The 22,819-nt window shown below is 41.4% G+C and carries 21 protein-coding genes; 8 read left to right on the top strand and 13 right to left on the bottom strand.

The features are described 5' to 3' along the window. Position 1: 1 nt before the first annotated feature. Both znuB and BS636_RS06200 read left to right on the top strand, forming a co-directional pair. Complete coding sequence (gene znuB / locus BS636_RS06205) at positions 2 to 802, top strand: zinc ABC transporter permease subunit ZnuB (RefSeq protein ID WP_099338003.1); 801 nt, start codon at positions 2 to 4, stop codon at positions 800 to 802. A 3-nt stretch (positions 803 to 805) separates the two neighbouring features. After that, the gene (locus tag BS636_RS06200) at positions 806 to 1,288 is read left to right on the top strand and encodes a DUF523 domain-containing protein (RefSeq protein ID WP_099338002.1); all 483 of its coding nucleotides are present in this window, start codon (positions 806 to 808) and stop codon (positions 1,286 to 1,288) included. Positions 1,289 to 1,298: 10 nt separating this feature from the next. Here the strand turns inward: BS636_RS06200 and BS636_RS06195 are convergent, their stop codons facing one another. Both BS636_RS06195 and BS636_RS06190 read right to left on the bottom strand, forming a co-directional pair. Next, positions 1,299 to 1,619, bottom strand: a complete 321-nt coding sequence (locus BS636_RS06195; RefSeq protein ID WP_099338001.1) for a pyrimidine/purine nucleoside phosphorylase — start codon at positions 1,617 to 1,619, stop codon at positions 1,299 to 1,301. A gap of 89 nt (positions 1,620 to 1,708) precedes the next feature. Continuing rightward, positions 1,709 to 2,332, bottom strand: coding sequence for a LysE family transporter (locus tag BS636_RS06190; RefSeq protein ID WP_099338000.1), 624 nt, complete (start codon positions 2,330 to 2,332; stop codon positions 1,709 to 1,711). Positions 2,333 to 2,490: 158 nt separating this feature from the next. Between BS636_RS06190 and BS636_RS06185 the strand changes: the two genes are divergently transcribed. Further along, the gene (locus BS636_RS06185) at positions 2,491 to 3,411 is read left to right on the top strand and encodes a Dyp-type peroxidase (RefSeq protein ID WP_099337999.1); all 921 of its coding nucleotides are present in this window, start codon (positions 2,491 to 2,493) and stop codon (positions 3,409 to 3,411) included. Between the two features lie 53 nt (positions 3,412 to 3,464). Here the strand turns inward: BS636_RS06185 and BS636_RS06180 are convergent, their stop codons facing one another. From BS636_RS06180 to BS636_RS06170, 3 genes are read right to left on the bottom strand one after another with little or no spacing between them, the layout of a single operon-like run. Continuing rightward, the gene (locus tag BS636_RS06180; RefSeq protein ID WP_099337998.1) at positions 3,465 to 3,998 is read right to left on the bottom strand and encodes a hypothetical protein; all 534 of its coding nucleotides are present in this window, start codon (positions 3,996 to 3,998) and stop codon (positions 3,465 to 3,467) included. 15 nt (positions 3,999 to 4,013) lie between these two features. Beyond that, on the bottom strand, positions 4,014 to 5,564 hold the full coding sequence (locus tag BS636_RS06175) for a glycoside hydrolase family 19 protein (RefSeq protein ID WP_099337997.1): 1,551 nt from the start codon (positions 5,562 to 5,564) through the stop codon (positions 4,014 to 4,016). After that, positions 5,564 to 8,425, bottom strand: coding sequence for a type VI secretion system Vgr family protein (locus BS636_RS06170; RefSeq protein WP_099339613.1), 2,862 nt, complete (start codon positions 8,423 to 8,425; stop codon positions 5,564 to 5,566). The genes BS636_RS06175 and BS636_RS06170 overlap by 1 nt, the downstream gene beginning before the upstream one ends. Before the next feature lie 244 nt (positions 8,426 to 8,669). Between BS636_RS06170 and BS636_RS06165 the strand changes: the two genes are divergently transcribed. The 4 genes from BS636_RS06165 (at position 8,670) to BS636_RS06150 (ending at position 14,504) form a co-directional block, all read left to right on the top strand. Beyond that, positions 8,670 to 9,824, top strand: coding sequence for a methionine aminotransferase (locus tag BS636_RS06165; RefSeq protein ID WP_099337996.1), 1,155 nt, complete (start codon positions 8,670 to 8,672; stop codon positions 9,822 to 9,824). Between the two features lie 118 nt (positions 9,825 to 9,942). Further along, on the top strand, positions 9,943 to 11,307 hold the full coding sequence (locus BS636_RS06160; protein ID WP_099337995.1) for an MATE family efflux transporter: 1,365 nt from the start codon (positions 9,943 to 9,945) through the stop codon (positions 11,305 to 11,307). Positions 11,308 to 11,473: 166 nt separating this feature from the next. After that, complete coding sequence (locus BS636_RS06155) at positions 11,474 to 12,838, top strand: LLM class flavin-dependent oxidoreductase (RefSeq protein WP_099337994.1); 1,365 nt, start codon at positions 11,474 to 11,476, stop codon at positions 12,836 to 12,838. Between the two features lie 298 nt (positions 12,839 to 13,136). Further along, positions 13,137 to 14,504, top strand: coding sequence for an LLM class flavin-dependent oxidoreductase (locus BS636_RS06150; protein WP_099337993.1), 1,368 nt, complete (start codon positions 13,137 to 13,139; stop codon positions 14,502 to 14,504). 128 nt (positions 14,505 to 14,632) lie between these two features. On the opposite strand, the gene BS636_RS06145 is transcribed toward BS636_RS06150, so the two are convergent. Then, positions 14,633 to 15,457, bottom strand: a complete 825-nt coding sequence (locus BS636_RS06145) for an ABC transporter ATP-binding protein (RefSeq protein WP_099337992.1) — start codon at positions 15,455 to 15,457, stop codon at positions 14,633 to 14,635. A gap of 32 nt (positions 15,458 to 15,489) precedes the next feature. Next, entirely contained in the window at positions 15,490 to 15,705 is a 216-nt protein-coding gene (locus tag BS636_RS06140; RefSeq protein ID WP_099337991.1) for a TOBE domain-containing protein, read from the bottom strand. A gap of 227 nt (positions 15,706 to 15,932) precedes the next feature. Here BS636_RS06140 and BS636_RS06135 point away from each other — a divergent pair, with 227 nt between their 5' ends. Further along, complete coding sequence (locus BS636_RS06135) at positions 15,933 to 17,030, top strand: sigma-54 interaction domain-containing protein (protein WP_099337990.1); 1,098 nt, start codon at positions 15,933 to 15,935, stop codon at positions 17,028 to 17,030. 109 nt (positions 17,031 to 17,139) lie between these two features. Here the strand turns inward: BS636_RS06135 and BS636_RS06130 are convergent, their stop codons facing one another. Genes BS636_RS06130 through BS636_RS06105 form a run of 6 tightly spaced genes read right to left on the bottom strand, consistent with a single transcriptional unit; the run spans position 17,140 to position 22,811 of the window. Continuing rightward, positions 17,140 to 17,976, bottom strand: coding sequence for an ABC transporter permease (locus tag BS636_RS06130; protein WP_099337989.1), 837 nt, complete (start codon positions 17,974 to 17,976; stop codon positions 17,140 to 17,142). 26 nt (positions 17,977 to 18,002) lie between these two features. Continuing rightward, positions 18,003 to 18,833, bottom strand: a complete 831-nt coding sequence (locus BS636_RS06125; RefSeq protein ID WP_099337988.1) for an ABC transporter ATP-binding protein — start codon at positions 18,831 to 18,833, stop codon at positions 18,003 to 18,005. 2 nt (positions 18,834 to 18,835) lie between these two features. Beyond that, the gene (locus tag BS636_RS06120; protein WP_228206936.1) at positions 18,836 to 19,867 is read right to left on the bottom strand and encodes an ABC transporter substrate-binding protein; all 1,032 of its coding nucleotides are present in this window, start codon (positions 19,865 to 19,867) and stop codon (positions 18,836 to 18,838) included. Between the two features lie 11 nt (positions 19,868 to 19,878). Beyond that, positions 19,879 to 20,709, bottom strand: coding sequence for an ABC transporter permease (locus tag BS636_RS06115; protein ID WP_099337986.1), 831 nt, complete (start codon positions 20,707 to 20,709; stop codon positions 19,879 to 19,881). A 3-nt stretch (positions 20,710 to 20,712) separates the two neighbouring features. Beyond that, positions 20,713 to 21,555 carry an ABC transporter permease gene (locus tag BS636_RS06110; RefSeq protein ID WP_099337985.1) on the bottom strand — a complete coding sequence of 281 codons (843 nt, stop codon included), beginning with the start codon at positions 21,553 to 21,555 and terminating at the stop codon, positions 20,713 to 20,715. Continuing rightward, entirely contained in the window at positions 21,552 to 22,811 is a 1,260-nt protein-coding gene (locus BS636_RS06105; protein WP_171265994.1) for an MFS transporter, read from the bottom strand. Before BS636_RS06105 ends, BS636_RS06110 begins: the two co-directional genes overlap by 4 nt. Positions 22,812 to 22,819: the final 8 nt, after the last annotated feature.

Raw genomic sequence — 22,819 nt, 5'->3', positions numbered from 1 at the left:
CATGATGGACTGGTTACAACTCCTTTTACCTGCATGGATTATGGGAACACTATTAGTGTTTCTGACTGCTCCGCTGGGCTGTTTGATGCTTTGGCGTCGCATGTCCTTCTTCGCGGATACTATGGCGCATGGCACTTTACTCGGTGTTGCCATTGCTGGTGCCATGAGTCTTCCGCTATGGATGGGTGTGACCTTTATTGCACTATTGCTAGTTGGTATTTTATGGGTGCTGTACGATCCTCGCCTGCCAAATGACGCTTTACTTGCACTCTGCTCCGCCACCCTGCTCTGCTCAGGTTTATTGTTCATTCAACATTTACCGAGCTTAAGACCGGAACTGCTCAGCTATCTGTTTGGTGATCTACTGACAATTTCCTGGAATGACTTACCCACTTTTGCTGTGGTGATTATTATTGCACTGGCTGTGCTGTATAAAAGCTGGCAGGCACAGATTCAGATTGCCATTGATCCTGACATGGCGATCAGTGAAGGCGTGAATGCCAAGTTGCAACGCTTGATCTTTATGTTGTTACTGGCGCTGTTTACGGTATTGGCACTTCGCGCAGTGGGTTCACTGTTGATGGGCGCACTGCTGGTCATTCCAGCTTTGACTGCCCGCCTGCTGGCAAACTCACCAAAACAAATGGTGACTTGGGCCTTCGTGATTGCACAGATTGGGATTACTGTGGGCTTATGGTCGAGTGCAGGCCTCAATACGTCGACCGGCCTGACTATTGTGCTGACCATGTCGATACTATTTGCCCTAATCTTCTGTGTACAGAAGTTTAAAAAGCTGAGTTAAGCTATGACGAGCAAACGCTACCTGATTAGTGCCTGTTTGCTCGGTCATAAAGCCCGTTACGATGGACAGGATTGCCTGCTCATAGAACTATTAGAACATCTAATCCCTGATCAGTATGTCAGCCTGTGTCCTGAAGTCAGTGGCGGTTTACCCATCCCCCGCCCACCTGCCGAGATTCAATCCGGTAATGGTCACAATGTGCTGCTACAGCAAACTCATGTTGTAGATATAAATGGTACAGATGTTTCAAATGCCTTTATCAAAGGTGCCTATGCCGCTTTAGACCTTGCTCAAAGATTTCAAGCGACACATGCCATCCTCAAGGCCAACAGTCCATCTTGCGGCAGCGATCTGATTTATGATGGCTCATTCTCTGGAGTAAAAATTCAAGGTCAAGGCGTCACCACTGCCCTGTTGCAACAATACGGCATTATAGTGATGACTGAACATGAATTTTTACAGCAGCTAAAACCCCCAGCTGAATAGATATCCCGTCTTATTCAAAGTGACAGACATAATCCACGATTACCTGGCATAGCAGTTTAAACCGACTATGTTTGGGCACATAGAAAGACTGGCCCGGCACATAGCGCCGGTAATGTTCATCCTCACCAATCTGCACCAGACATTCACCAGAAATAATTTCCAGCCGTTCTGCGACCGCAGTTTCAAACACGATCGGCTGTTCTGTCGGTAAGAACACACCCAGAGTTTTCTGGCTACCATCCGGCATTTGGATGCGATGACTGATACAGCAGCCATTCTGGTGAATAGTGGGCTTTTTTAGAATTGACACGAAGTCAAATTGGCCTGACATAGGAATACCTCTTTTATTGTTTTTATGTTTGTATTCAACATGCGCGTAATCACATTATTTTTGTTTTTGGCATGATCCGCTGTTTTGGCTTAAGCCTGATGCACCAGACTGAGTAAAGTCGCAGCGCAGGCAAAGAGCACAGCAAAGCTTCTGTTTAATATTTTTTGTTGCTTTGCCGATGTCAATAATCTTAAAACTTTCGCAGCTAATCCGGTATAACCCGCCATCACAATCAGATCAATGGTGACCATGGTTGCTGCCATAATCACGTACTGAATCCACTGAGGTTTCGATAGATCCAGAAACTGTGGCAGTACTGCCAGCAAGAACACGATCGCCTTGGGATTACTCATATTGACCAGGAAACCATGTAGTACCAATTTTCCAGCTGATTTACGAGTTAACTCATGCTGAATCTCAATGGATTGCATCGGTGCAGTCCACTGTAAATAAGCCAGATAGAGCAAGTAACCGACACCAAACCATTTCACTACTAGAAAAGCCAAGGGTGATGTGGCAAACAGTACCCCTGCACCAGCAGCGACAATGGCGATTTGAACCAGCAAGGCCAGCTGCAATCCCAAAGCATTCCAGTAGCCATGCCGGAAACCATAATTCAGCCCGCTCGACATCGAAGCAATGGCGCCTGCACCCGGGGAAATACTAATCACCCAACAGGCCAACATATAGGCAAACCAAACTTGATAGGACATGAATCTGCTCGATAGAAAACTTGGAGCGTATTATATGACTTTTCCAATATATTCAGATCAAAATCTTGCAGAAATTCAATTTGAATACTATTCACCCTGTATGGCTTCAGGCACAATAGTTTGATTGAACACAGGAATTTTTATTACAGGAGCCATGAATGACAGCCCAATCTGTAATCTTGCCATTACCCTCAGATCATGCTCGCTTTATTGTTTTGCGTCTTAAAGATCTCAGCATTGAAGATTTTAAAGCTCAATTAGAACAATTATTTACTACACGCGACCGTCTGATCACCCAACATCCCAATGCGCAAATCAAAACAGGCGTGGCTTTTGGTCCTGAACTGTGGGCAAAACTTTATGACCAAGCTCCTGTGGGCTTTAAACAGTTAGAGCCGATTCAAGGTTCGTTTGATATGCCTGTTGTTCCTGCAGACGTACTGATTCATATTGCCAGTGCACGTGCCGATATCTGCTTTGCTTTAAGTCAATCATTCTTTGAAGGAATCCGTGACCAGGTCGAAGTGCTGGATGAGCGTGTTTGCTTCCGTTACTTTGATGGTCGTGATATTACCGGCTTCATTGATGGTACTGAAAACCCGCAATTCCCTGATGATCGTGCTGAAGTGGCTTTAATAGGTGAGGATGCTGGTATTTTCCAAGATGGTTCATTTATTTTCGCACAACGTTATGCGCACAACCTGAAAAAATGGAAAAAGCTAAAAGTTGATGCTCAAGAGCAAGTCATGGGTCGTACCAAACTTGAATCGATTGAACTGGAGGATGAGGTAAAACCTGCCAATGCTCACATTGCTCGTACTGTAGTTGAGGATGGAGAAGGTGAGGAAATGGAAATTCTGCGTCATTCCCTACCTTATGGTGATGGCCGTGGAGACCAAGGCTTATTCTTCATTGCCTACACCAAAGATTTAAACATTATCGATGCCATGTTAGAGCGTATGTTCGGTACGTCAGGTGATGGTATTCACGACCGCTTACTACACTTCGTGACTCCAATGGATGGTGCGTATTACTTTGCACCGAGTGAGGAGTTACTGGAAGAGGTTTTGGAAGGGTAAAAATAAAAAAGCCCCGTATCGGGGCTTATTTATGATTATAATAAAAATCTATATTATTTATTCTTCAAATAATTACTTTCAAGCCATTTTTTGATAGAAAAGATATCTTTGTATTTGTAATTAACTTTACCTTCAGCCAATCCATTAAAGCCTTCAGATTCCTCATGCAAAATATTTGTTATGTCTTCTAAATTAATTCCTTTTTTAGTATTGGTGATTTGATATAAGCCAACCTTATACATATGTCCTTCTATTTGAGGAGTACAACAATAATAAGATCTATTAATAGTTATAAGTATTGGTCTCCGCATTCTGTTATTTTTATAAACACTTACTGCCAGCAATTCAGGTTCTTCTTTCGCACTATAATCCGCATAATAATTAACCAACTTTTTATAATTTGAATTCTCAATATAATTTTTTAGATAAATACCTTGATCTGAAAAACACTTATAGCTATTTATCTTATAATCATCCTTTTTAAAAATATTTAAATTTGTAGTTGAATCTAATTCACATTTATCTTGAGCATAAATATTATTAAAAATAAATAAGCTAAAACAAATAATTAATATTTTAAATAACATATTACCCCCTTAAATTTAATTAAATATTTGACGTGCTCTAATAAAATGCTTTCTGCGATCAAGATATGAATCTGTACCTCTATTAATTTTTGAAGTAATAGCATCTACTTCTTTAGACTCACTCCCCTTATCTGCTATTTCATATAGTTTAAATTTCAACCAAAAACGAATAGCAGATCTTACTGCATATTTAGGCTGTTCAAGTAATTTAGGATTTTTAACAAAATCTAAATTTTCATCCACCCAAATAGTAGAATACATTTCTGTTAAATCTTGATAGTTATTTTTTCCCGTTAACTGTTTTAAACCTCGACCTAAATATTTCCATCCATCTCCCAGTGAAGTATTTCCTAATTTATATTTTTTGTCTCGATATTTATCATCATACATACGATTTGCAATTACTTCCCCATTTGCTGGAGCTTTTCCGTTATATCCATCAATATCAGCTTGTTTAGGATAATACTTGTAATATCCAATTTTTTTTAAAGCTGCCGGTCTCATATATTCGACTTGTTCTCTTAATAAAAAATTAGCCCCTACTTCCTGTCTTACTTGGGCTATAAAATGAGCTTGTCTTAATCGTGTATCTAATTTGTAAGCTGTTAAATTTACATTTAATTCATCCAAAATAGGCTGCATCTTTGCTATAGCTACTCTTGGCCACATTTTTTGCATCTGCTCCATTGTAATGAGGATATTTTCATCTAATTCCTTGTCAATTTCAGGCTTATTAGGCTTTGTAGAGCTTGATGTTATATCGACATCTAATTTTAATTTAATAGAATGATTATTTATATATTTTGCAGAATAATATTCTGGTTTTAAAGATTCACCGTCAGGCTTGAATACTGTAATTTGTATTTTTTCTCCGACCATACTTTGGATTAATAATTTTCCATTAGAGGTATTTACAATCTCTTTTTTACCACTTTGTAAATCTAATATTTCAACTTTTGTATTTTCAACAATATAGCTATTCCCTGTCTTATCGATAATTTGGATATTTGATTTACTTATGAACATCTTATATGGTTCATCTAATTGAACTAAAATAGTTTTTTGTGAACCACTCCCTGAGTTTAGAGATTTTTTTAGAATAAACTTATCAGCAGAAGTTAAAACTAAAAACTCAATATCTCTGAATGGGGAGGATTGTACTTGTATAAATCCCTGTTCATCTGTTAATCGTTCAAAGTCTTTCCCTCCTTTAGGTCGTGTTTTGACAGGAAAGTTAGTCATAGCTTTCCCTTGACTATCCACCACTTTAAAAAGTGTAGTAACCAAACCAGGGTTAGGAAGTTTAATTCTTATTGGATTATCCAGCGAAGATTTAATAGAAGAATTTATTATTCTGAAAATCTGATAATCTTTTGTATTGGATAGTTTAGCTAAAATTTCTATTGTACGATTTGGAGAAGCCGGAAATATAAAAAAACCATCTTTATCTGTTTTTTGGGGATTCTCTCTAGCTGATCCCTTATAACGTGATTTTACTGGTAAATCTGGACAAGATTTTCCTGAGGCATCATAAAATTTTGATGTAATAGTGACTAACTTGCTCATTATTCTATATCCTCTTTTATATAAATTTCATCTTCGATTTCTTCTCCCTCTATCTCATCAATTAGCTCATCAATATTCTCATTTTCTAATTCTTGAATTAGATAAGTGTGTGAAGAATTAAATCCCAATGCTACAAAATCTGTTTGTTGAGAAGTATAAAATCTCATTGTACTTAATTGATTTTTATAATTTAATATAGATTTATTAGTTTTAATTAATATTCCGTCCGCTTTATCGACAACAAAAATTTCTTTTTCTCCTTCAGAAGGGGTATTCCAGTGATAATTAATTTTATTGCTAAATAAAGTTTCCATTTTTGGAAGGCTTATCTTCTGTTCAACTATATTTTGACCTTTTGCAAACAAATGCTGCCCTGCTTTACTTTCAAACTTCCCAGCAGTCGTACTAAAAATTCCTTGTCCATTAATCTTTAATTGAGACCCGCCAGCAGTCAGTAAAATCTCTTTCGGACTAATAATTTCAATCTGATCTTCAGTTGAAATTATTTTGATTTGCTTACGAGCAATAGCTTCTATTGCATCATCTTGTGCTTGAAGTTCAACTTTGCCTTTTGCCGCAATGGCTTTGAATCCTTGTTGGGCTGCAAATAGGCTAATCTTGTCTTGTGCATGGGCGATTAAAGATTTTTGAGTTGAAAAATTAATACTGTCTGCGGCACTTTGATTAATCTGTTTATCAGCTGATAAATGCAAATCTTCATTCGTTGAAAGCGCAATCGAATTCGGTGCACAAAGTATCATTAGTGCCTGCTTAAAGGTTTCTGCTTTACTTTGATCCTGCTGTTCAATTTGATCCAGGAAAGTTTTTAGGTGATCTAATGCCTCTAAGGGATCAGTTTGTTGATTTTTCGCAATCTCGCTGAGAGCCTTACTATTATTCAAACTTGATTCGATCTGGCTTTTTGTAGGACTACTATTTAAATGATTTGCACTAGCATTTTCCTGTTTATACGTTGAAAGTAGTAAACCATCTCCCGCCCTCACGGCTCCCCATTGATCTGTTCTTAACTCAAATCCTTCACCACGACCATCGCTAGTTTCACCATCTTTAGGATGACTCAAATTCCCTAAATTCAGCTGACTGGCACCGTGACTGCTTTGTAGCTGTACACTGATCTGCCCAGTCGTATCATCAAAACGAAGCTGGTTAAAGCCTTCACCATCTACCTCTTGAGAACGAATACCGCTTAGTTTTTTAGTAAGTGGAAGTTTCCCTTTAACATCAAACATAGCCTGATGACGTTCAGCTTCGTGAATACGACCCACTACGAATGGTCGGTCGACATCTCCCTCAAAGAAATCAATGACGACGATTTCTCCAATACGTGGATGAAATCTTGCCCCATAGCCTTCACCTGCCCACGGTGTCAGAACATCTACCCAAGCAGAGTCGCTGTCATTGTCATTTGTTCCAGCACCTCCATCATGCTGATGGTCATCATTACGGGTGAATAAGAAACGAACCTTGACCCTCCCCCATTCATCTACATGAATAGTTTCACCTTCAGGTCCGACCACTTTTGCACGCTGTGGGTGAGCCATGGGCCGATGCTGTAATGGATGATACTCAGGTACGACAGAGATATGTCGACGGACCAAATACAACTCATTACTTTGCCGTTCATCACCTAGTACTTTCCAGCGACTGGACTGAATGAGCTGATCCAATTGCAGCAGAATGTCTTTCGGTAAATTGTTCTGGTTATAGAAGCGCTTTCCTAAAATCAAAAATTCGCGCTCATTGGCGGGATGCTGATCTATTTCAGGATGATCATGTAATTCAAACCAGTAACCTACTTGAGCATCACGTACACTACTGCTAGCCTTAAAGTATTTAGACTGTAATGCATGATATTGATTCAACTGCTGACTCAGTTTATCCAGTTGAGCAGAACTGGCTGAAGTCGTCTGATCTTCTCCATTTAAATCACTGGTCCAGGCTGGGCTAATGGTCCAGACATCTTCCAGACTTAAGCTTTGATTGTCCTGTACTTCACTATGCTGATGGGTACTGAGTAGTACCTGACTTTCATTCTGCGCCAGCTGATCCGCCTGCCAGCGCTGGGTTTGTACCATGGTTGGATTTAATGAGCGCTCTGCCAATAGACCGGTAATCGTGTCAAAAGGTTCGGTGGCATGGCTACGATGAAAACGAATACTACGGCGTTTTAACACCTGAAAATGCTGCTGATCATCAATCAGACGTAGAATTTGTGGCTGAATGGTCTGAGCTGAAGTGGGAACAATGACTTCTTTTTCATCAATCAGCCAGTTAATGCCTTCACTACGCCATAAGCGGGTCAGAAATTCATAATCTGTTTCATTGGACTGCATCACAAAAGGACGGACATCGTAGTCCTGTGATAAGCCTGAAGCATCGAGGCTCAGTCGTGCTGCAAACAACGAGCTGCGTGCCTGCCATTCTTTAAATAAAATTTCACTAATATCCCGAACACTTTTATTCATAAACACACGACTATTGCGACGTTTATGCCATAAGGAAGTGGCATCCTGCAGGGTCAGTTTATACAGGGCCAAAGACCCATCGCTTTGTCCCTGGCTGGCCGCTGTAATCAGGCCTGTAATTCGGAATAGTTCACCACGATCAGTGACCTGATCAACCGCGACCTGACAGCCAATAAATTGTTTTAGAGCGATATTTGCATTAGTTGACAGACAAATCAGTTCTGCCTGTAAACCATCATTGATCTGATGATGACCTTCAATTCGCTGAACAAAAACCTGAGTATTTAAAATCTGATTGGAAAACTGAATATGTAAAGCTCGTTTTTGCAGGTTCAGCCCAAGACTCTCAAGGATGGTATGAATATTCTTTAGCATCTTATAGTTATTTTTAAGCATTATTATGCTGCTGATTCTATGAGAACTAGGTCCTATACGTCCATCACACTCTGTATTTCACATGATTTAGTCATCAATTTATTTTTTATTAGCGCGGTAATTAAGTTTCTAATCATCTACTGTTTTATCAATAAAATTACTCATGATTTCTGTTATTTGTGATCACAGACTTAAATCGTTACTGCTAAACTTCATGCTTATATAAATCAAAGAGCGTTTTGACATGCTTGATCTCCAGTCCAAACTGCCCGACTTAGGCGTAACGATTTTCAGTACCATGTCTGCCCTAGCTCAGCAACTCGGGGCATTAAATCTTTCACAAGGATTTCCTGATTTTCCTGCACCACCCGATCTGATAGATGCTTTAGGACGAGCAAGTGCTTCTGGATTTAATCAGTATGCTCCCGGAGATGGTTTACCGTTATTACGTTCTTTGGTCGCTGATTTATATTTACAGCGTGATCAATTGTCTTTAGATCCTGCGCAAGAAATTACTATTACACCAGGTGCGACCATTGCCATTTTTTGTGCCATTCAAGCTGTGATTCGCGCAGGTGAAGAAGTCATTATTTTTGATCCCAGCTATGACAGTTATGCACCGACAGTACAGGTTTTAGGGGCCAAGCCAGTTCATATTGCGCTCCAGCATCCAGATTTTTCTGTAGACTGGGATCAGGTTAAAGATGCAATCAATGACCGTACCCGGATGATTGTGGTCAATACCCCCCATAATCCAACTGGAAGTGTGTGGTCTCAAGAAGATTGGCAACAGCTGATTGAACTAATCCGTGATCGTAATATTGTGGTGCTCTCCGATGAAGTCTATGAACATCTGGTTTTTGATAGCATCCAGCATCATTCAGCACTTTCTTTCCCGGAACTACGTGACCGTAGTTTTGTGGTCGGTTCCTTCGGAAAAACCTTTCATGTTACGGGTTGGAAAACCGGCTTTTGTGTAGCTACCCCAGCTTTAATGAAAATGTTCCGTCAGGTGTATCAATTTGCCAGTTTCTGCGGTGTAACTCCTGTTCAAGTGGCTTTAGCTGAATACCTACAGCAACATCCTGAGCATATTCCACAACTGTCAGCCTTCTATCAGGCTAAACGGGATCTATTTAATTCATCCATTCAGGATTCACGTTTTCAGTGGACACCGTCACAGGGCACTTATTTCCAGAATCTGGATTACAGCGAAATTCGTCCAGATCTAGAAGATGTCGCTATGTGTCAGTACCTAGCGCATGAACATGGCATCGTGGCGATTCCGGTGTCTGTATTTTATAAAGAGCAACCGAAAGATTTGCGTTTGCTGCGTTTCTGTTTTGCTAAAAAAGAACAGACCTTACTGCAAGCTGGCGAAATTCTTTCTAAAGTTTGATTCAAATTTTCAAAGATTTACATAGTTTTAGCCTTAGTTACCTAAAAGCTAAGGCTATTTTTCTACAAATTTCCGATAATTATTTTCCTCTCTCTAATCATCAAGAACAGGATGTCTTATGGCTCAGCAAGCATTGGTTCAGCAACAGAATTTATGGAAATCCTTTTTCATTTTCCTGCTGCCGCTGGTTGTAACCAATATCCTGCAGAGTCTATCCGGTACGATTAACACGATTTTTGTCGGACAGATGCTGGGCGTGCATGCCATTGCTGCAGTTGCAGTCTTTTTCCCAATTCTGTTCTGTTTGATGGCTTTTGTGATTGGCTTGTCGGCAGGTTCTACGGTTCTAGTGGGACAGGCTTGGGGCGCTAAAAATCTGGAGAAAGTGCGCTGCGTGGTGGGTTCCACCCTGTTTATGACCCTGATTGGCGGTAGCTTGATTGCCTTATTGGGGGTGATTTTTGCGGAGAATATCCTGCTGCTTCTGGGAACCGATCCCGATGTGATGCATCTGTCTTTGCCTTATGTGCAATGGATGCTTGCTGGTAGTCCACTGATTTTTATTTATATTATTTATACTTCTATTCTACGTGGTGTAGGTGACAGCACCACGGCATTGTTTGCCTCTGCCCTGACCATTGGCGTGGGTCTGGTGGTGACACCCGTTCTGATTGCCGGTTATTTTGGTTTCCCGAAAATGGGGATTATCTCACCTGCCATTGCGACGATTCTCGGGAATATAGCGGTTCTGTTATTTCTAATTCTATATTTAAATTATAAAGACCATCCACTTAAACCGGATTTGGCCTTGCTGAAACATGTTCGTCATCATCCCGGTTTAAGCAAAATTATTCTGCGTTTAGGGATTCCGACCGGGATTCAGATGATCACCACTTCAGCAGCAGGTTTGGTGATTATCGGTCTGGTCAACCGCTATGGCGCAGAAGCCACGGCAGCTTATGGTGCGGTAAATCAGGTATTGAACTATATCCAGTTCCCAGCGCTTTCCATTGCCATTGCCGCTTCTGTATTTGCGGCTCAAGCCATTGGTGCCGGTAAGAATGACTTACTGAATAAAGTCACCCGAACTGCTTTGAGTATGAATATCTTATTTACTGGTAGCTTGGTAGTGCTGGCCTATCTGTTCTCGAAATATCTGATGGCGCTGTTCATTACTGATCCTCAAGTTGTGGTTCTCGGTCAACAACTGCTGTTTATCGTGCTGTGGTCAATTCTGTTCTTTGGTGCCAGTGCGATTTTTGCTTCGATTATGCGTGCCAGTGGCACAGTGACTATACCGATGATCATCAATATTATCGCCATCATTGGTATTGAAGTGCCTGCTGCTTATATGTTTAGTCAATGGTGGGGATTAAAGGGCATCTGGTATGGTTATGCCCTCGCCTTTGTCTGCTTGTGTATTATGCAGGGGCTGTATTACCAGTTCATCTGGAAGAAAAAAACTATTGAAGCGCTGATTTAATAGTGACTTAAATCCAGATACGTTTAGATCTCATCGATTTTTGGGTGTCAATAAATATTATTCTTATCCCATATTCATTATAAGGATTTAATTTTATCGTATTTTTAAAGTAGATTATTCCTTGTTATAAACCTGTTGAAATAAAGGATAAAAACAGGTTTTCAGCATGGCTCAACGACAAATTAAACTCGGTGCTTTTATTCCAACAACTTCGCAACATGCGGCAGGTTGGCGGCATCCAGAGTCTCGCCCTCAGGATCATTTAAGCATCGATTATGCAATTGAATTAGCAAAGACGGCTGAACGCGGTTTGTTTGATGCTTATTTCCTTGCCGATGGTTTGGCTGTTAACTGGAGTCATGGTGCTTCTAAACATAATAAGAATATCGGCTATAGTGACAAAGTTGTTGGATTTGAACCGGTGACCTTATTTGCTGCTATTTCAGCAGTCACTAAAAATATAGGCTTTATTGCCACAGCTTCAACCACCTATGAAGAACCCTATCTGTTGGCACGTAAATATGCTTCTTTAGATCATATCAGTAAAGGTCGTGCTGCATGGAATGTGGTGACGACCATTTCTGCTGAAACCGCGCGTAACTTTGGTTTTAATGCCCATCCTGATGCTAAAGTCCGTTATGAACGTGCAGATGAATTTATTGAAGTCGTGCAGAAACTCTGGGATTCCTGGGAAGATGAGGCTTTCCTCTACGATAAAGCAAGCGGTCATTTCTTTAATGCATCTAAGCAGCATGAGCCGTTGCATAAAGGAAAATACTTTAATGTCCAGGGTGCACTGAATGTTTCTCGCCCACCCCAAGGTTATCCGGTCATTGTACAGGCAGGTCAGTCTGAAGATGGTCGCGAACTGGCAGCTAAATATGCTGAAGTGATTTTCACCGCACAACAAAGTTTAACGGATGCCCAAGCTTTCTACCGTGATGTAAAAGCTCGTTTAACCAAATATGGCCGTCATGCGGATGATTTGAAAGTGATGCCAGGAGTTTCTGTATTTGTGGCTAAGACCGAACAGGAAGCCAAAGAAAAATATGCATTGCTGAATAGCCTGATTCACCCAGATGTCGGCCTAGGCTTACTTTCAGGTTTAGCCGGCGATATTGATCTTTCCAACTATGATCTGGATGCCCCGTTCCCTATACAAGATATTGAGATCAAGTCTAGCCGTCAGCAAATGATGTTCGAGATTGCAGCGAAGCATCACTTTAGCATCCGCCAGCTGTATGAATATATTGCGTCTGCGCGCGGTCACTGGACCTTGATTGGTACACCTGAACAGGTAGTTGATCAATTACAGGAGTGGTTTGAAAATGAAGCTGCGGATGGCTTCAATGTGTTACCACCGACGATACCTGCCGGTCTGGATGACTTCGTAGATTTCATTGTACCGGAGCTACAACGCCGTGGCTTGTTCCGGACTGAATATGAAGGTACAACTTTACGTGAAAATCTGGGGCTCAAACGTCCAGAAAACCAGTATGTCTTAGCTCAAGAGGAAAGCAAAGCCTCTTAAGCTAGGCGTTCTAAAAAGATGCCCTTTGGGGCATTTTTTATTTTTAAGTAGGATCACATCAGGTTCTATCTTCTCAAGAATTTGATCCGAAATATCCTTTATATTAATTCAATCCATTTCATATAAGCACTGCATTTTTTCTACTGTTTAGTTTGAAACAAAGCAATCCAATTGCTGTTGAGTTTTAAACATATAAAATTTATTTTAACATTATGTCATTGTTTTTATTATAAATATTTATTGGCACAGTAATTGATTTTATCTATTTGATGATATATCAATAGATAAGGACAGAAACATGTCAAAGCGACAAATTAAATTAGGTGCATTTATTCCAGCAACAGCACAGCATGCAGCGGGTTGGCGCCATCCAGAATCACGTCCACAAGACCATCTGAACATCGACTATATTATTGAACTCGCGAAGACTGCTGAGAAAGGGTTATTCGATGCCTACTTCCTGGCAGACGGTTTATCGGTACGCTGGGGTTCAGCAGTAGAAGGTCAGCTTGGTTTAGGTGATAAAGGCGTAGGTTTTGAACCAGTGACGCTTTTCGCAGCATTGTCTGTAGCAACTAAAAATTTGGGCTTTATTGCAACAGCATCGACCACTTATGAAGATCCGTACATTCTGGCACGTAAATTTGCCTCCCTTGATCATATCTCCAAAGGTCGTGCAGCATGGAATGTAGTGACGACTGCATCCGCAGACACAGCACGTAACTTTGGCCTAGAAAAACATCCTGATCCAAAAGTTCGTTATGAACGCGCAGATGAGTTTATTGAAGTGACGCAAAAGCTTTGGGATTCTTGGGAAGATGATGCTTTCCTCTATGATAAAGAAACGGGTCAATTCTTCCATGCAGACAAGGTGCATGAGCCCCTGCATAAAGGTAAACATTTCAGAGTGCAAGGTTCACTCAATGTGTCTCGCCCCCCACAAGGCTATCCTGTGATTGTGCAGGCAGGTCAATCTGAAGATGGTCGTGAGCTCGCAGGTAAATATGCGGAAGTGATTTTCACAGCACAGCAGACTTTGGAAGATGCACAGGAGTTTTATCGTGATGTGAAAAGCCGTTTGCTGAAATACGGTCGCCATCCAGATGATTTAAAAATCATGCCAGGTGTTTCTATTTTTGTAGCGAAAACTGAAGAAGAAGCCAAAGAAAAATATGATCTTCTAAATAGCCTGATCCATCCAAAAGTTGGTCTTGCGCTCCTTTCAGGATTAGCAGGTGGTATTAATCTTGAAAAATATGATCTTGATGCGCCATTTCCAAAGCTTGAGGATACTGAGATTAATTTCTCAAGTCGTCAGCAAATGATGATTGATATTGCACGTAAGCATAACTTCACGATTCGTGAGTTATATCAATATATTGCCTCTGCACGTGGTCACTGGACCTTAGTGGGTACTGCTGAACAAGTGGTCGATGAACTACAAACCTGGTTTGAAAATGAAGGTGCCGATGGCTTTAATATTTTACCGCCAAGCTCACCTGCAGGCTTAAATGACTTTGTTGAATTTATTGTGCCTGAACTACAACGCCGTGGTTTATTCCGTACTGAATATGAAGGTACAACCTTACGTGAAAATCTGGGTCTAAAACGTCCTGAAAACCAATATGTACTTGAGAAAATTCAGCGAGATTATCAAGCCTCATAATATGCTCTCACAAATTTTATCAATCAAAAATGCCTCTCTGGAGGCATTTTTGTATGCCTGACTTAAGTTTTTGAAGTAAATATAAGGCATAAAAAAACCTGCGCATGACAGGCTTTTTCTATTTAGGTTTACCAAGCAAATTGATAATCAGAGAACTGCTTTGGTTTTGCTTGAATTAAATTATCTTTCAGTGGATCACTAAAGTCCTGCAAAATATTGTTTTTAATATTGTGCAGACGCACATCTTCACGTTTACGTGGATGCGGCACTGGTACATCAACAATACGCTTAATCCGGCCTGGATGTGGCTGCATCACTACGACACGATCACCCAAGAATACTGCTTCTTCTACATCATGCGTGACAATGATCATGGTGATTTTTTCTGTTTGCCAGATGCGCTGTAATTCATCCTGCAAATTCTGACGGGTCAATGCATCCAGCGCACCAAAAGGCTCATCTAACAATAGAATTTGCGGACGATTTACCAGACTACGTGCAATCGCGACACGCTGATTCATACCACCGGACAGCTGTGACGGATAGGCATTTTTAAAATTGGTCAGGTTGACCAATTCCAGATGTTCATCAATCAGCTTGTCTTCTTCAGCGCGACTCAGATTGCTTTTATGCAGTGCAATACGTACATTTTCACGGACACTCAGCCATGGAAACAGGCGGTGATCCTGAAAGACAATACCGCGATTTAAACTGGTGCCAAAGGCTTTCTGGCCATCAACCAGAATATTGCCCTGATATTGATTTTCCAGCCCTACCAGTAATCGTAATAAGGTCGATTTACCGCAACCACTACTGCCGACAATACTAATAAACTCGCCTGGCTGGATCTCTAGATTGATATCATCCAAAACAATAAGGTCATCATTGTTTTGCGAAGGATAGCGCTTGCTAAGCTGCTGAATTGACACTGAACCGAAATCTTGTTGTGACATCGTTCACTCCTTGTTTTTGATCTGACTTAGACCTAGAGTTTTGCCAATGACACTTCTGTCGATTTAATTAAAACTACAACTTCTGAACCGATTTTTAAATCCAGATCCTGAACCGAACGTGTACTAATAATTGAAGTAAAGATCCCTGCTTTTGTTTCCACATTTACTTCTGAAACAACGCTACCTTCTACGATTTCTTGAATAATGCCTTTAAACTGGTTACGTACATTAACTGATGTAATTGTCATTATATTTACTCTCTTGGTTATTGATGAGCATAATATAAAAGATTTTATAAGACCTAGTTATCTCGATTTAATATTTGAATATCGTTGCTGGTTTTATCTTATTTTATGATTAATTTTCTATTTAATCCTATATATAGCATACAGATAATTAAAGGCCGAATTATTATTTATAAATCATCAGTAAATAATAGATGATTGCCCATATTTTAATAATTTGAAATAAGAACATGTCTATATTTGCACATCCCATTATTAGTCAGACACGACGGCATGAGCGGGCGACCGCTACCGTCTTTGAAGACCCATTGTCTAAAGCCTTGCTGGAACGGATTCAACAGATTGCACCGAGTAACGCCAATGCATTGATTATTGGTGAAACCGGTACCGGTAAGGAGCTGGTTGCACGACAGATTCATGATCTGAGTCATCGTGCCAAAGGGCCGTTTATCGCCGTGAATTGTGGTGCCTTAACTGAATCTCTGGCAGAAAGTGAGTTGTTCGGGCATGAAAAAGGTGCCTTTACCGGCGCGATTAACCAGCGCATTGGCTGGTTTGAAGCAGCGCATAATGGCACACTGTTTCTGGATGAAATTGGAGATTTATCCCTGCCAATGCAGGTGAAATTACTGCGTATTTTGCAGGAAAGAGAAATTATTCGGGTTGGTTCTTTAAAGCCGATTCCGATTAATGTTCGTATCATTGCCGCGACCAATGTCGACCTGGAAAAAGCCGTAATTGAAGGTAAATTCCGGGAAGATTTGTTCTACCGTTTATATGTGGCATTGCTACGTATTCCACGTCTGGCAGACCGTCGCGAGGATATTTTGCCACTGGCGAAATACTTTGTGGGACGCTATCAAACCAATCCGCATGAAACCCCTTTACGCCTTTCGGCACTGGCAGCGAAAAAGCTGATTCAGCACCGTTGGCCGGGCAATATCCGTGAGCTGGAAAATACGATTCATCATGCAGTTTTAGTCAGCCAGAATGGTGTGATTGAGCCTGAAGATATCAGTTTCTCGAATCTGGTCACCGGCAATATCAAGTCTTCAGGTTTTCCACACAGCCAGTCACATACGACAGTTGAACTCAATGCAGGAATTCATAATCTGCAGGATGCAGAACAGTTACTGCAGGCGACCTTTAAACAGCTATTTGAAGCCTCGCAGCAGGTGCCGGATCTCAATATCAATGAACTGATTGAGGAACGTTTTATCCGTAGTGCCTATGAACACTGCCAGTATAATCAGGTGCATACTGCCAAGCTTTTAGGTGTGACTCGCAATGTCATTCGCACCCGTTTATTAAAATATGGCTTAATTTAAATATCATGTGAATCTTTTTATTTATAATATTTCTATTCTTATTTTAAAAAATTAAATAAAATATTAAAAAACCCGTTTTATCTAGAACGGGTTTTTTATTTTAACTCGATTATTCAACTGGATTTTTCTTCCATTTGGTAAAATGTTTTTCCACTGCCAATAAACTATAATTAAATACTAAGCCCAATATAGTCATAATTAAAATACCCACAAACATTTGTGGAATTTCAAAACTAAACTGGGAATAAATAATCAGATAGCCAAGGCCTGCTTTAGAACCAAACATTTCAACTGCAACCAATGCCAAGATCGAAATTGCCCCGGCAAGACGGATACCAACAAAGATAGTAGGCACTGCGGCAGGTAAAATCACTTTTCTAAACAATTGGTATGGTGGTAAGCCCATCGTGCGTGCCGATTTAATCAAAAGTGGATCGACATTTTGTACACCCGAAATGGTGTTGAGAAGAATTGGCCATGTGCAGGCATAAACCAGCAAACTCACTTTCGATAATTCACCAATACCCAGGAATAAAATAAAGACTGGCATCAAGGCCAATGCCGTGGTATTTCGGAACAGTTCCAACAGTGGATTTAAGGTTTCAGCGACCAACTTATACCAACCGATCAAGAGACCTAAAGGAATGGCTAACAGAATCGCTAAACTAAAACCAATGGCAGAACGTTGCAGGGATATCGCCAAATGTCGGCTGAGCTGACCGGATTGATATAGCTCCCATCCAGTTTGAAATACCTGACTCAAAGGCGGTAAAAAGGCAGCATTGACCGCACCTATGCGCGGTAAAATTTCCCATAGTGCGAAAAATATCACCAGCGCAATCGAGCGTTTAAATCCCGAACTTAACCAACCGAATTGTAAGTTTGCTTTCTTGTGTCCAAAGGCTGTATTTGGATAGGCCAATGCCTGATTTTTTACAGATGCCATAATCATGTCCTCTTTCTTATATTTATTTAAGCGCTATGCTTGAGCTGTTTGGTTTTTTCCAGCGCTTGCGCCTTAATTACTTCTTCACTCAGCTGTGACCAAATTCGATGACGCAGTTGTCCATATTCAACGGTTGAGCGCACATCTTCATTTTGTAAACGTAGGCTTTGCGGAATCTCAATCACATCCTTAATTCTGCCCGGACGTGAAGTCATAATCGCCACGCGCTGGCTCAAGTAAATCGCTTCATCGATACTGTGGGTAATAAAAATGATGGTCGCATTCGAGCTATGCCAGATATTCAGTAATTCCTCTTGTAGCGTCTCACGGGTTTGTGCATCAAGCGCTGCAAAAGGCTCATCCATCAGCAGAATTTCAGGTTCATAGGCCAAACTTCTGGCAATCGCGACACGCTGTTTCATACCACCAGAAAGTTCATTTGGATAATGGTTTTCAAAACCAGAGAGTCCTACCAGGTCCAGGTAATATTTAGACTTTTCACGGCGGGTTTTCTTATCTACCCCTTTGGCTTCTAAACCAAACTCGATATTTTCAAGTGCAGTCAGCCATGGATAGAGTGCATATTGCTGAAACACAATGCCTCGATCCAGACCTGGCTGAGTAATTTGTTTACCACTTAGCAAAATTTTTCCTGAGCTTGGTCGGGTTAAACCTGCAATCAAATCCAGTAAGGTCGATTTACCACAGCCACTTGGTCCGACAATTGATACAAATTCACCTTGTTGAATATCGAGCGTGACATTTTCAACCGCAACAAAAGGAGTTGCAGGTTCTTTGCCATTACTTTTTGCGGGAAATTCCTTACGGACATGGTCCATTTTTAATGCGATGGTCATTGTTATAGTCCTTGTAATTTTTGATCGGCATAGGGGTTAAATTTGTTGCTAAAAATCGTTTCAGCGTTCAATTGGCCTGGTTTCAACTTTTGGTCTTTTTCCATAAATTGAATCCACGGTGCAAAGTCATCTGCCTTTTGCACACCGCCTTTTTCATTAACCCCATAGCCTTTGAAATAAGGAATTAAAGCGTGATTTTCGTTGCGGTCACGTTCAGCAATAATGCGATCAAAGCGTGACCGCACTTCTTCAATAGGTGTGGTCTGTAGCCAGCGATGGGCTTTTGCCACACCTTCGACAAAGCTTTTTGCCACTTCTGGATGTTGTTCCACGAATTCTTTACGCATGGAGTAACTACCCGCAGTAAATTCGCCATACATATCAACATCGGCAAAAATCTTACGGACACCTCCATTTTTTAAGGCACGTTGTTCGGTAATACTGGTCAGGACAGCAACATCGATTTGACCATTGCGTAACGCCTGTTCCGAAGTAATTGGCGGAAGCATGATAAATTCGACTTCTGAAATTTCTTGAGGTGTCAGACCATTTTGCTCCAACCAGTCACGCAGTACAAAATCATGATGTGCACCAAAGGTATTCATTGCAACTTTTTTACCAATGAAGTCTTTTGCTGTACGAATTGGACTATTTTCAAGTACATAAAAGCCTGCTGATTGCTTGTGGTCACAACCATAAGATGCCACCACAGGCACCACCTCAAGACCAGCAGCAATCACTTTCACCACCGCCCCATTAAAGGCAGAAGCAAAGTCCACATCACCAGCGACCAAGGTCAGTAAATCCTGTGGTCCGCCTTGTACCGTGCCGACATAACTCAATTTGATATTGTCCAGATATCCCAAGTCTTTAGCCAGTTCCGGCAGGTTCACCAAACCTGCTGTGCTTTGATAACGTAGCTCAGTCACCGGTTGAGAGACATCAGGTACACGGCTGGTATTACATGCAGAAAGTGTTAGCCCAGCCATCAGTGCAATCGCAACCTGTTTGATCCATCCTGATACTTTTTTCATCTTCTGTTCTCCTATTTCTGCCATGCCAGCACACGTTTTTCGATGCGTCCTAATGCGCGATTTAAAAGCAAACCGACAGCGCCGATAATCAACATGCCAAGTAGAATCAATGAAACGTTGAACTGTTCACGGCCACGGATTACGAGGTTGCCTAAGCCCACGCCATAATTCGCCAATAAAAACTCAGAACCAATAGTCGCAAGCCATGCGAAAATTAAACCCAGTTGTAGTCCTACAAAAATCTGTGGACTTGCCCCCGGCAAAATCAATTTGTGGTAGGTATAGCTTTTTGGAAATTGATAAACTTGTGCTACTTCACGATATTTATCCGAGATACTGCGTACACCCTCTAAGCTGTGTAATGCCACGGGATAGAATACGGACAGACTGATAAAGAGCAGCTTGGCAAAGTTACCATAGCCTAGAAAGGTCGAAATTAAAGGTAACCACGCAAATAACGACACTTGGCGTAACACGTGAAAACTTGATGCTAAAAACCATTGGGCAAAACGAGAAGTCCCAAGCAATACACCAAAGGCCACTCCCAAACTTGCACCAATGCCATAGCCAATAAAATTACGGCTAAGACTTGCACCTAGCCCCTGCCAAAATTGTGCCTGGGCTAGCGTTTGACCGGCGGTTAATACCACCTCCCAAAGTGAAGGAATCAGTTTCGGATCAACCCAATCAAAATATGAGGCAAAGCTCCACAGTACTAAAAAAGCAAACGGCAAAAGTAACGCCTGAAGCTGGGTTTGGTTAGGCTTCCAAAGCTTGGTTTTTTTCCCAGCCGTGTGCTCGATTGACGTTGTTCTATGTTCTTTCAGAATCAATTCAGACATAGCTTAAGCCCTCACGCGTGTGGCATAAAAACGAGCAATACATTCAAACACAGCCAAAACACTGTCGAGGACATAACCCGTTAAACCAATGAAAATAATGCTCATAAATACAATATCGAGTTGCATTAGCTGGCGGCCCCAAACCATCAAAAAGCCAATCCCTTCACTACTTGCCAGCAGTTCAACAAAGACCAAAGCCAGCCATGCCTGCATTATCCCTTGACGTAGACCGCTAATGACCGCAGGGGCACTCGCAGGCACAATCACCTTGGTCAAGGTTTGTAATTTGCTAAATTGATAGACCTTCGCCACTTCAAGTAAGCGACTTGGCACTTGTTCAATACCTTTACAGGTCGCGATTAATACCGGTGCAACTACTGCTAAAGAAATCGCTACGATTTTTAAGGCCTCATCAATCCCCAAGAAAATCATCAACAGCGGGATCCATGCCAGAATTGGAAACTGTGCTAACAGCTGAATACTTGGATACACCAATTGACGTGCCTTTGCAGACAAGGCAAACCAAGTACCGAGGATCAGACCAATACTCGCACCTAGGTTCACACTCCAAAAAATACGTTTGGCACTGATCCAAAAGTTGCTTTGCAGATCACCCATTTGCCAAAGCTCAACTGTGGTTGTCCATACCAACTGCGGTGCAGGTAAAATCTGTTCAGGTAACCACTGTTTTTCAGTCGCGACATACCAAAGTACCAACACTGCAAAGGGAATCATGAGGCCACAACACAGCATCCAGCCACTTTTAAGTAATTTTTGAACTGTAAAAAAGCACTTGGATGTGTTTTGCCAGGCAAAACTACGGTGTTCAATCTGATCAATACTCATGATTTTGACCCCTCGAGTTGCTGTGTTGTATGTGATGTATCACTTTGAATAAATATCAAAAATCTTTGACTGAAATAGATGTAAATCGCCATTCCGGCAAATGCGATTGCAATGGGCAAAAACAGCCATTGCAAGCCCACGCTTGAACCAAACACCATGCCGATCACACCGCCTAAAAGACCACCAGCAGGTCCCACCAAAGCTAAAATTGGTGAAACCTTAGTCATTTCGGTCGCTTCACCGACTTTGGCAAATGACATGAAGTTAGCGATATGCAATATGCCTAATCCAAGCCCAAGTAAGGCACTTGCTGGCCAAAGTCCGAGTGCATCTTTAAGCAATGCCAAGGCAAGCAGTGCCCCACTGACACAGCTCAAACCAATCAGGTAAAACTTCTGATAACCCACCCATTCCGCTAAACCACCTAAACCAAACAGCGAACCAACAAAGACGATGCCTTGGACTGTCAGGAGCATCACTGCTGAATGTTCAGCAAAGGCAAAGTTCTGAATGGCAATGACCACAATGAAAAAGCCAAAAGTATTGGTTGCAATACTGGTCAGAATTTCTAGCAGACACACTGTACGTAGTGGTTGGTAAGTTTTAATCAGCTGTAATGGCTCTAAAATTTCTTTGAACTTAAATTTCGGTTGAGCATCACGTTCAACTTGTGACTTCGCTTCAAAGCAAAGTGGTGCTAGGATCAGTGCAATCAGAAATAGCGCCGCCACACACCAAAACGATTTTTGGTGCCCCACAGTCGAGATAAAAAATACCCCGAGTGACGGCACAATCAGGAAAAATCCCGTCATGTGCGAACCGCGAAACCAACCTGCTTTGGAGGGACCCAAACGACGTAAATGGGTCAGAAAAACCGTATTGATCGAGACAAAACGCATGGGCATCACGAAACTGACCAGAGCGGTAATCAAGACCAATGCCCAAGCGTTATGAAATAGTGAACCGAACATAAACAGGCTAGCGCCAACCAAGCTCCCAATGGTAAAGACCTTGAGCGAACCCAGTCGTTTTACCAGCACCCCAATCGGGAGTGCCATCAGCAAAATACCAATACTTTGCGCTGCCGAAATCAGTCCAAGCTGTAGGCCCGAAGCTTTTAGCTCTACACCATAGAGTGAGGTCAAGACGCGAAATACGCCCATCCCAAGACCCGCCAAAATGCTGAGTAAAATGAAGCTACTAATAAACTTTATCGACAATGGCGCATGGACCAAATTTGATTCAACCGATGACATCAGAACGT

It is taken from the genome of Acinetobacter sp. LoGeW2-3 (genome assembly GCF_002688565.1).
In the GTDB taxonomy this organism is placed as follows: Bacteria; Pseudomonadota; Gammaproteobacteria; order Pseudomonadales; family Moraxellaceae; genus Acinetobacter.
This window is presented reverse-complemented; position numbering and strand designations above follow the sequence as displayed.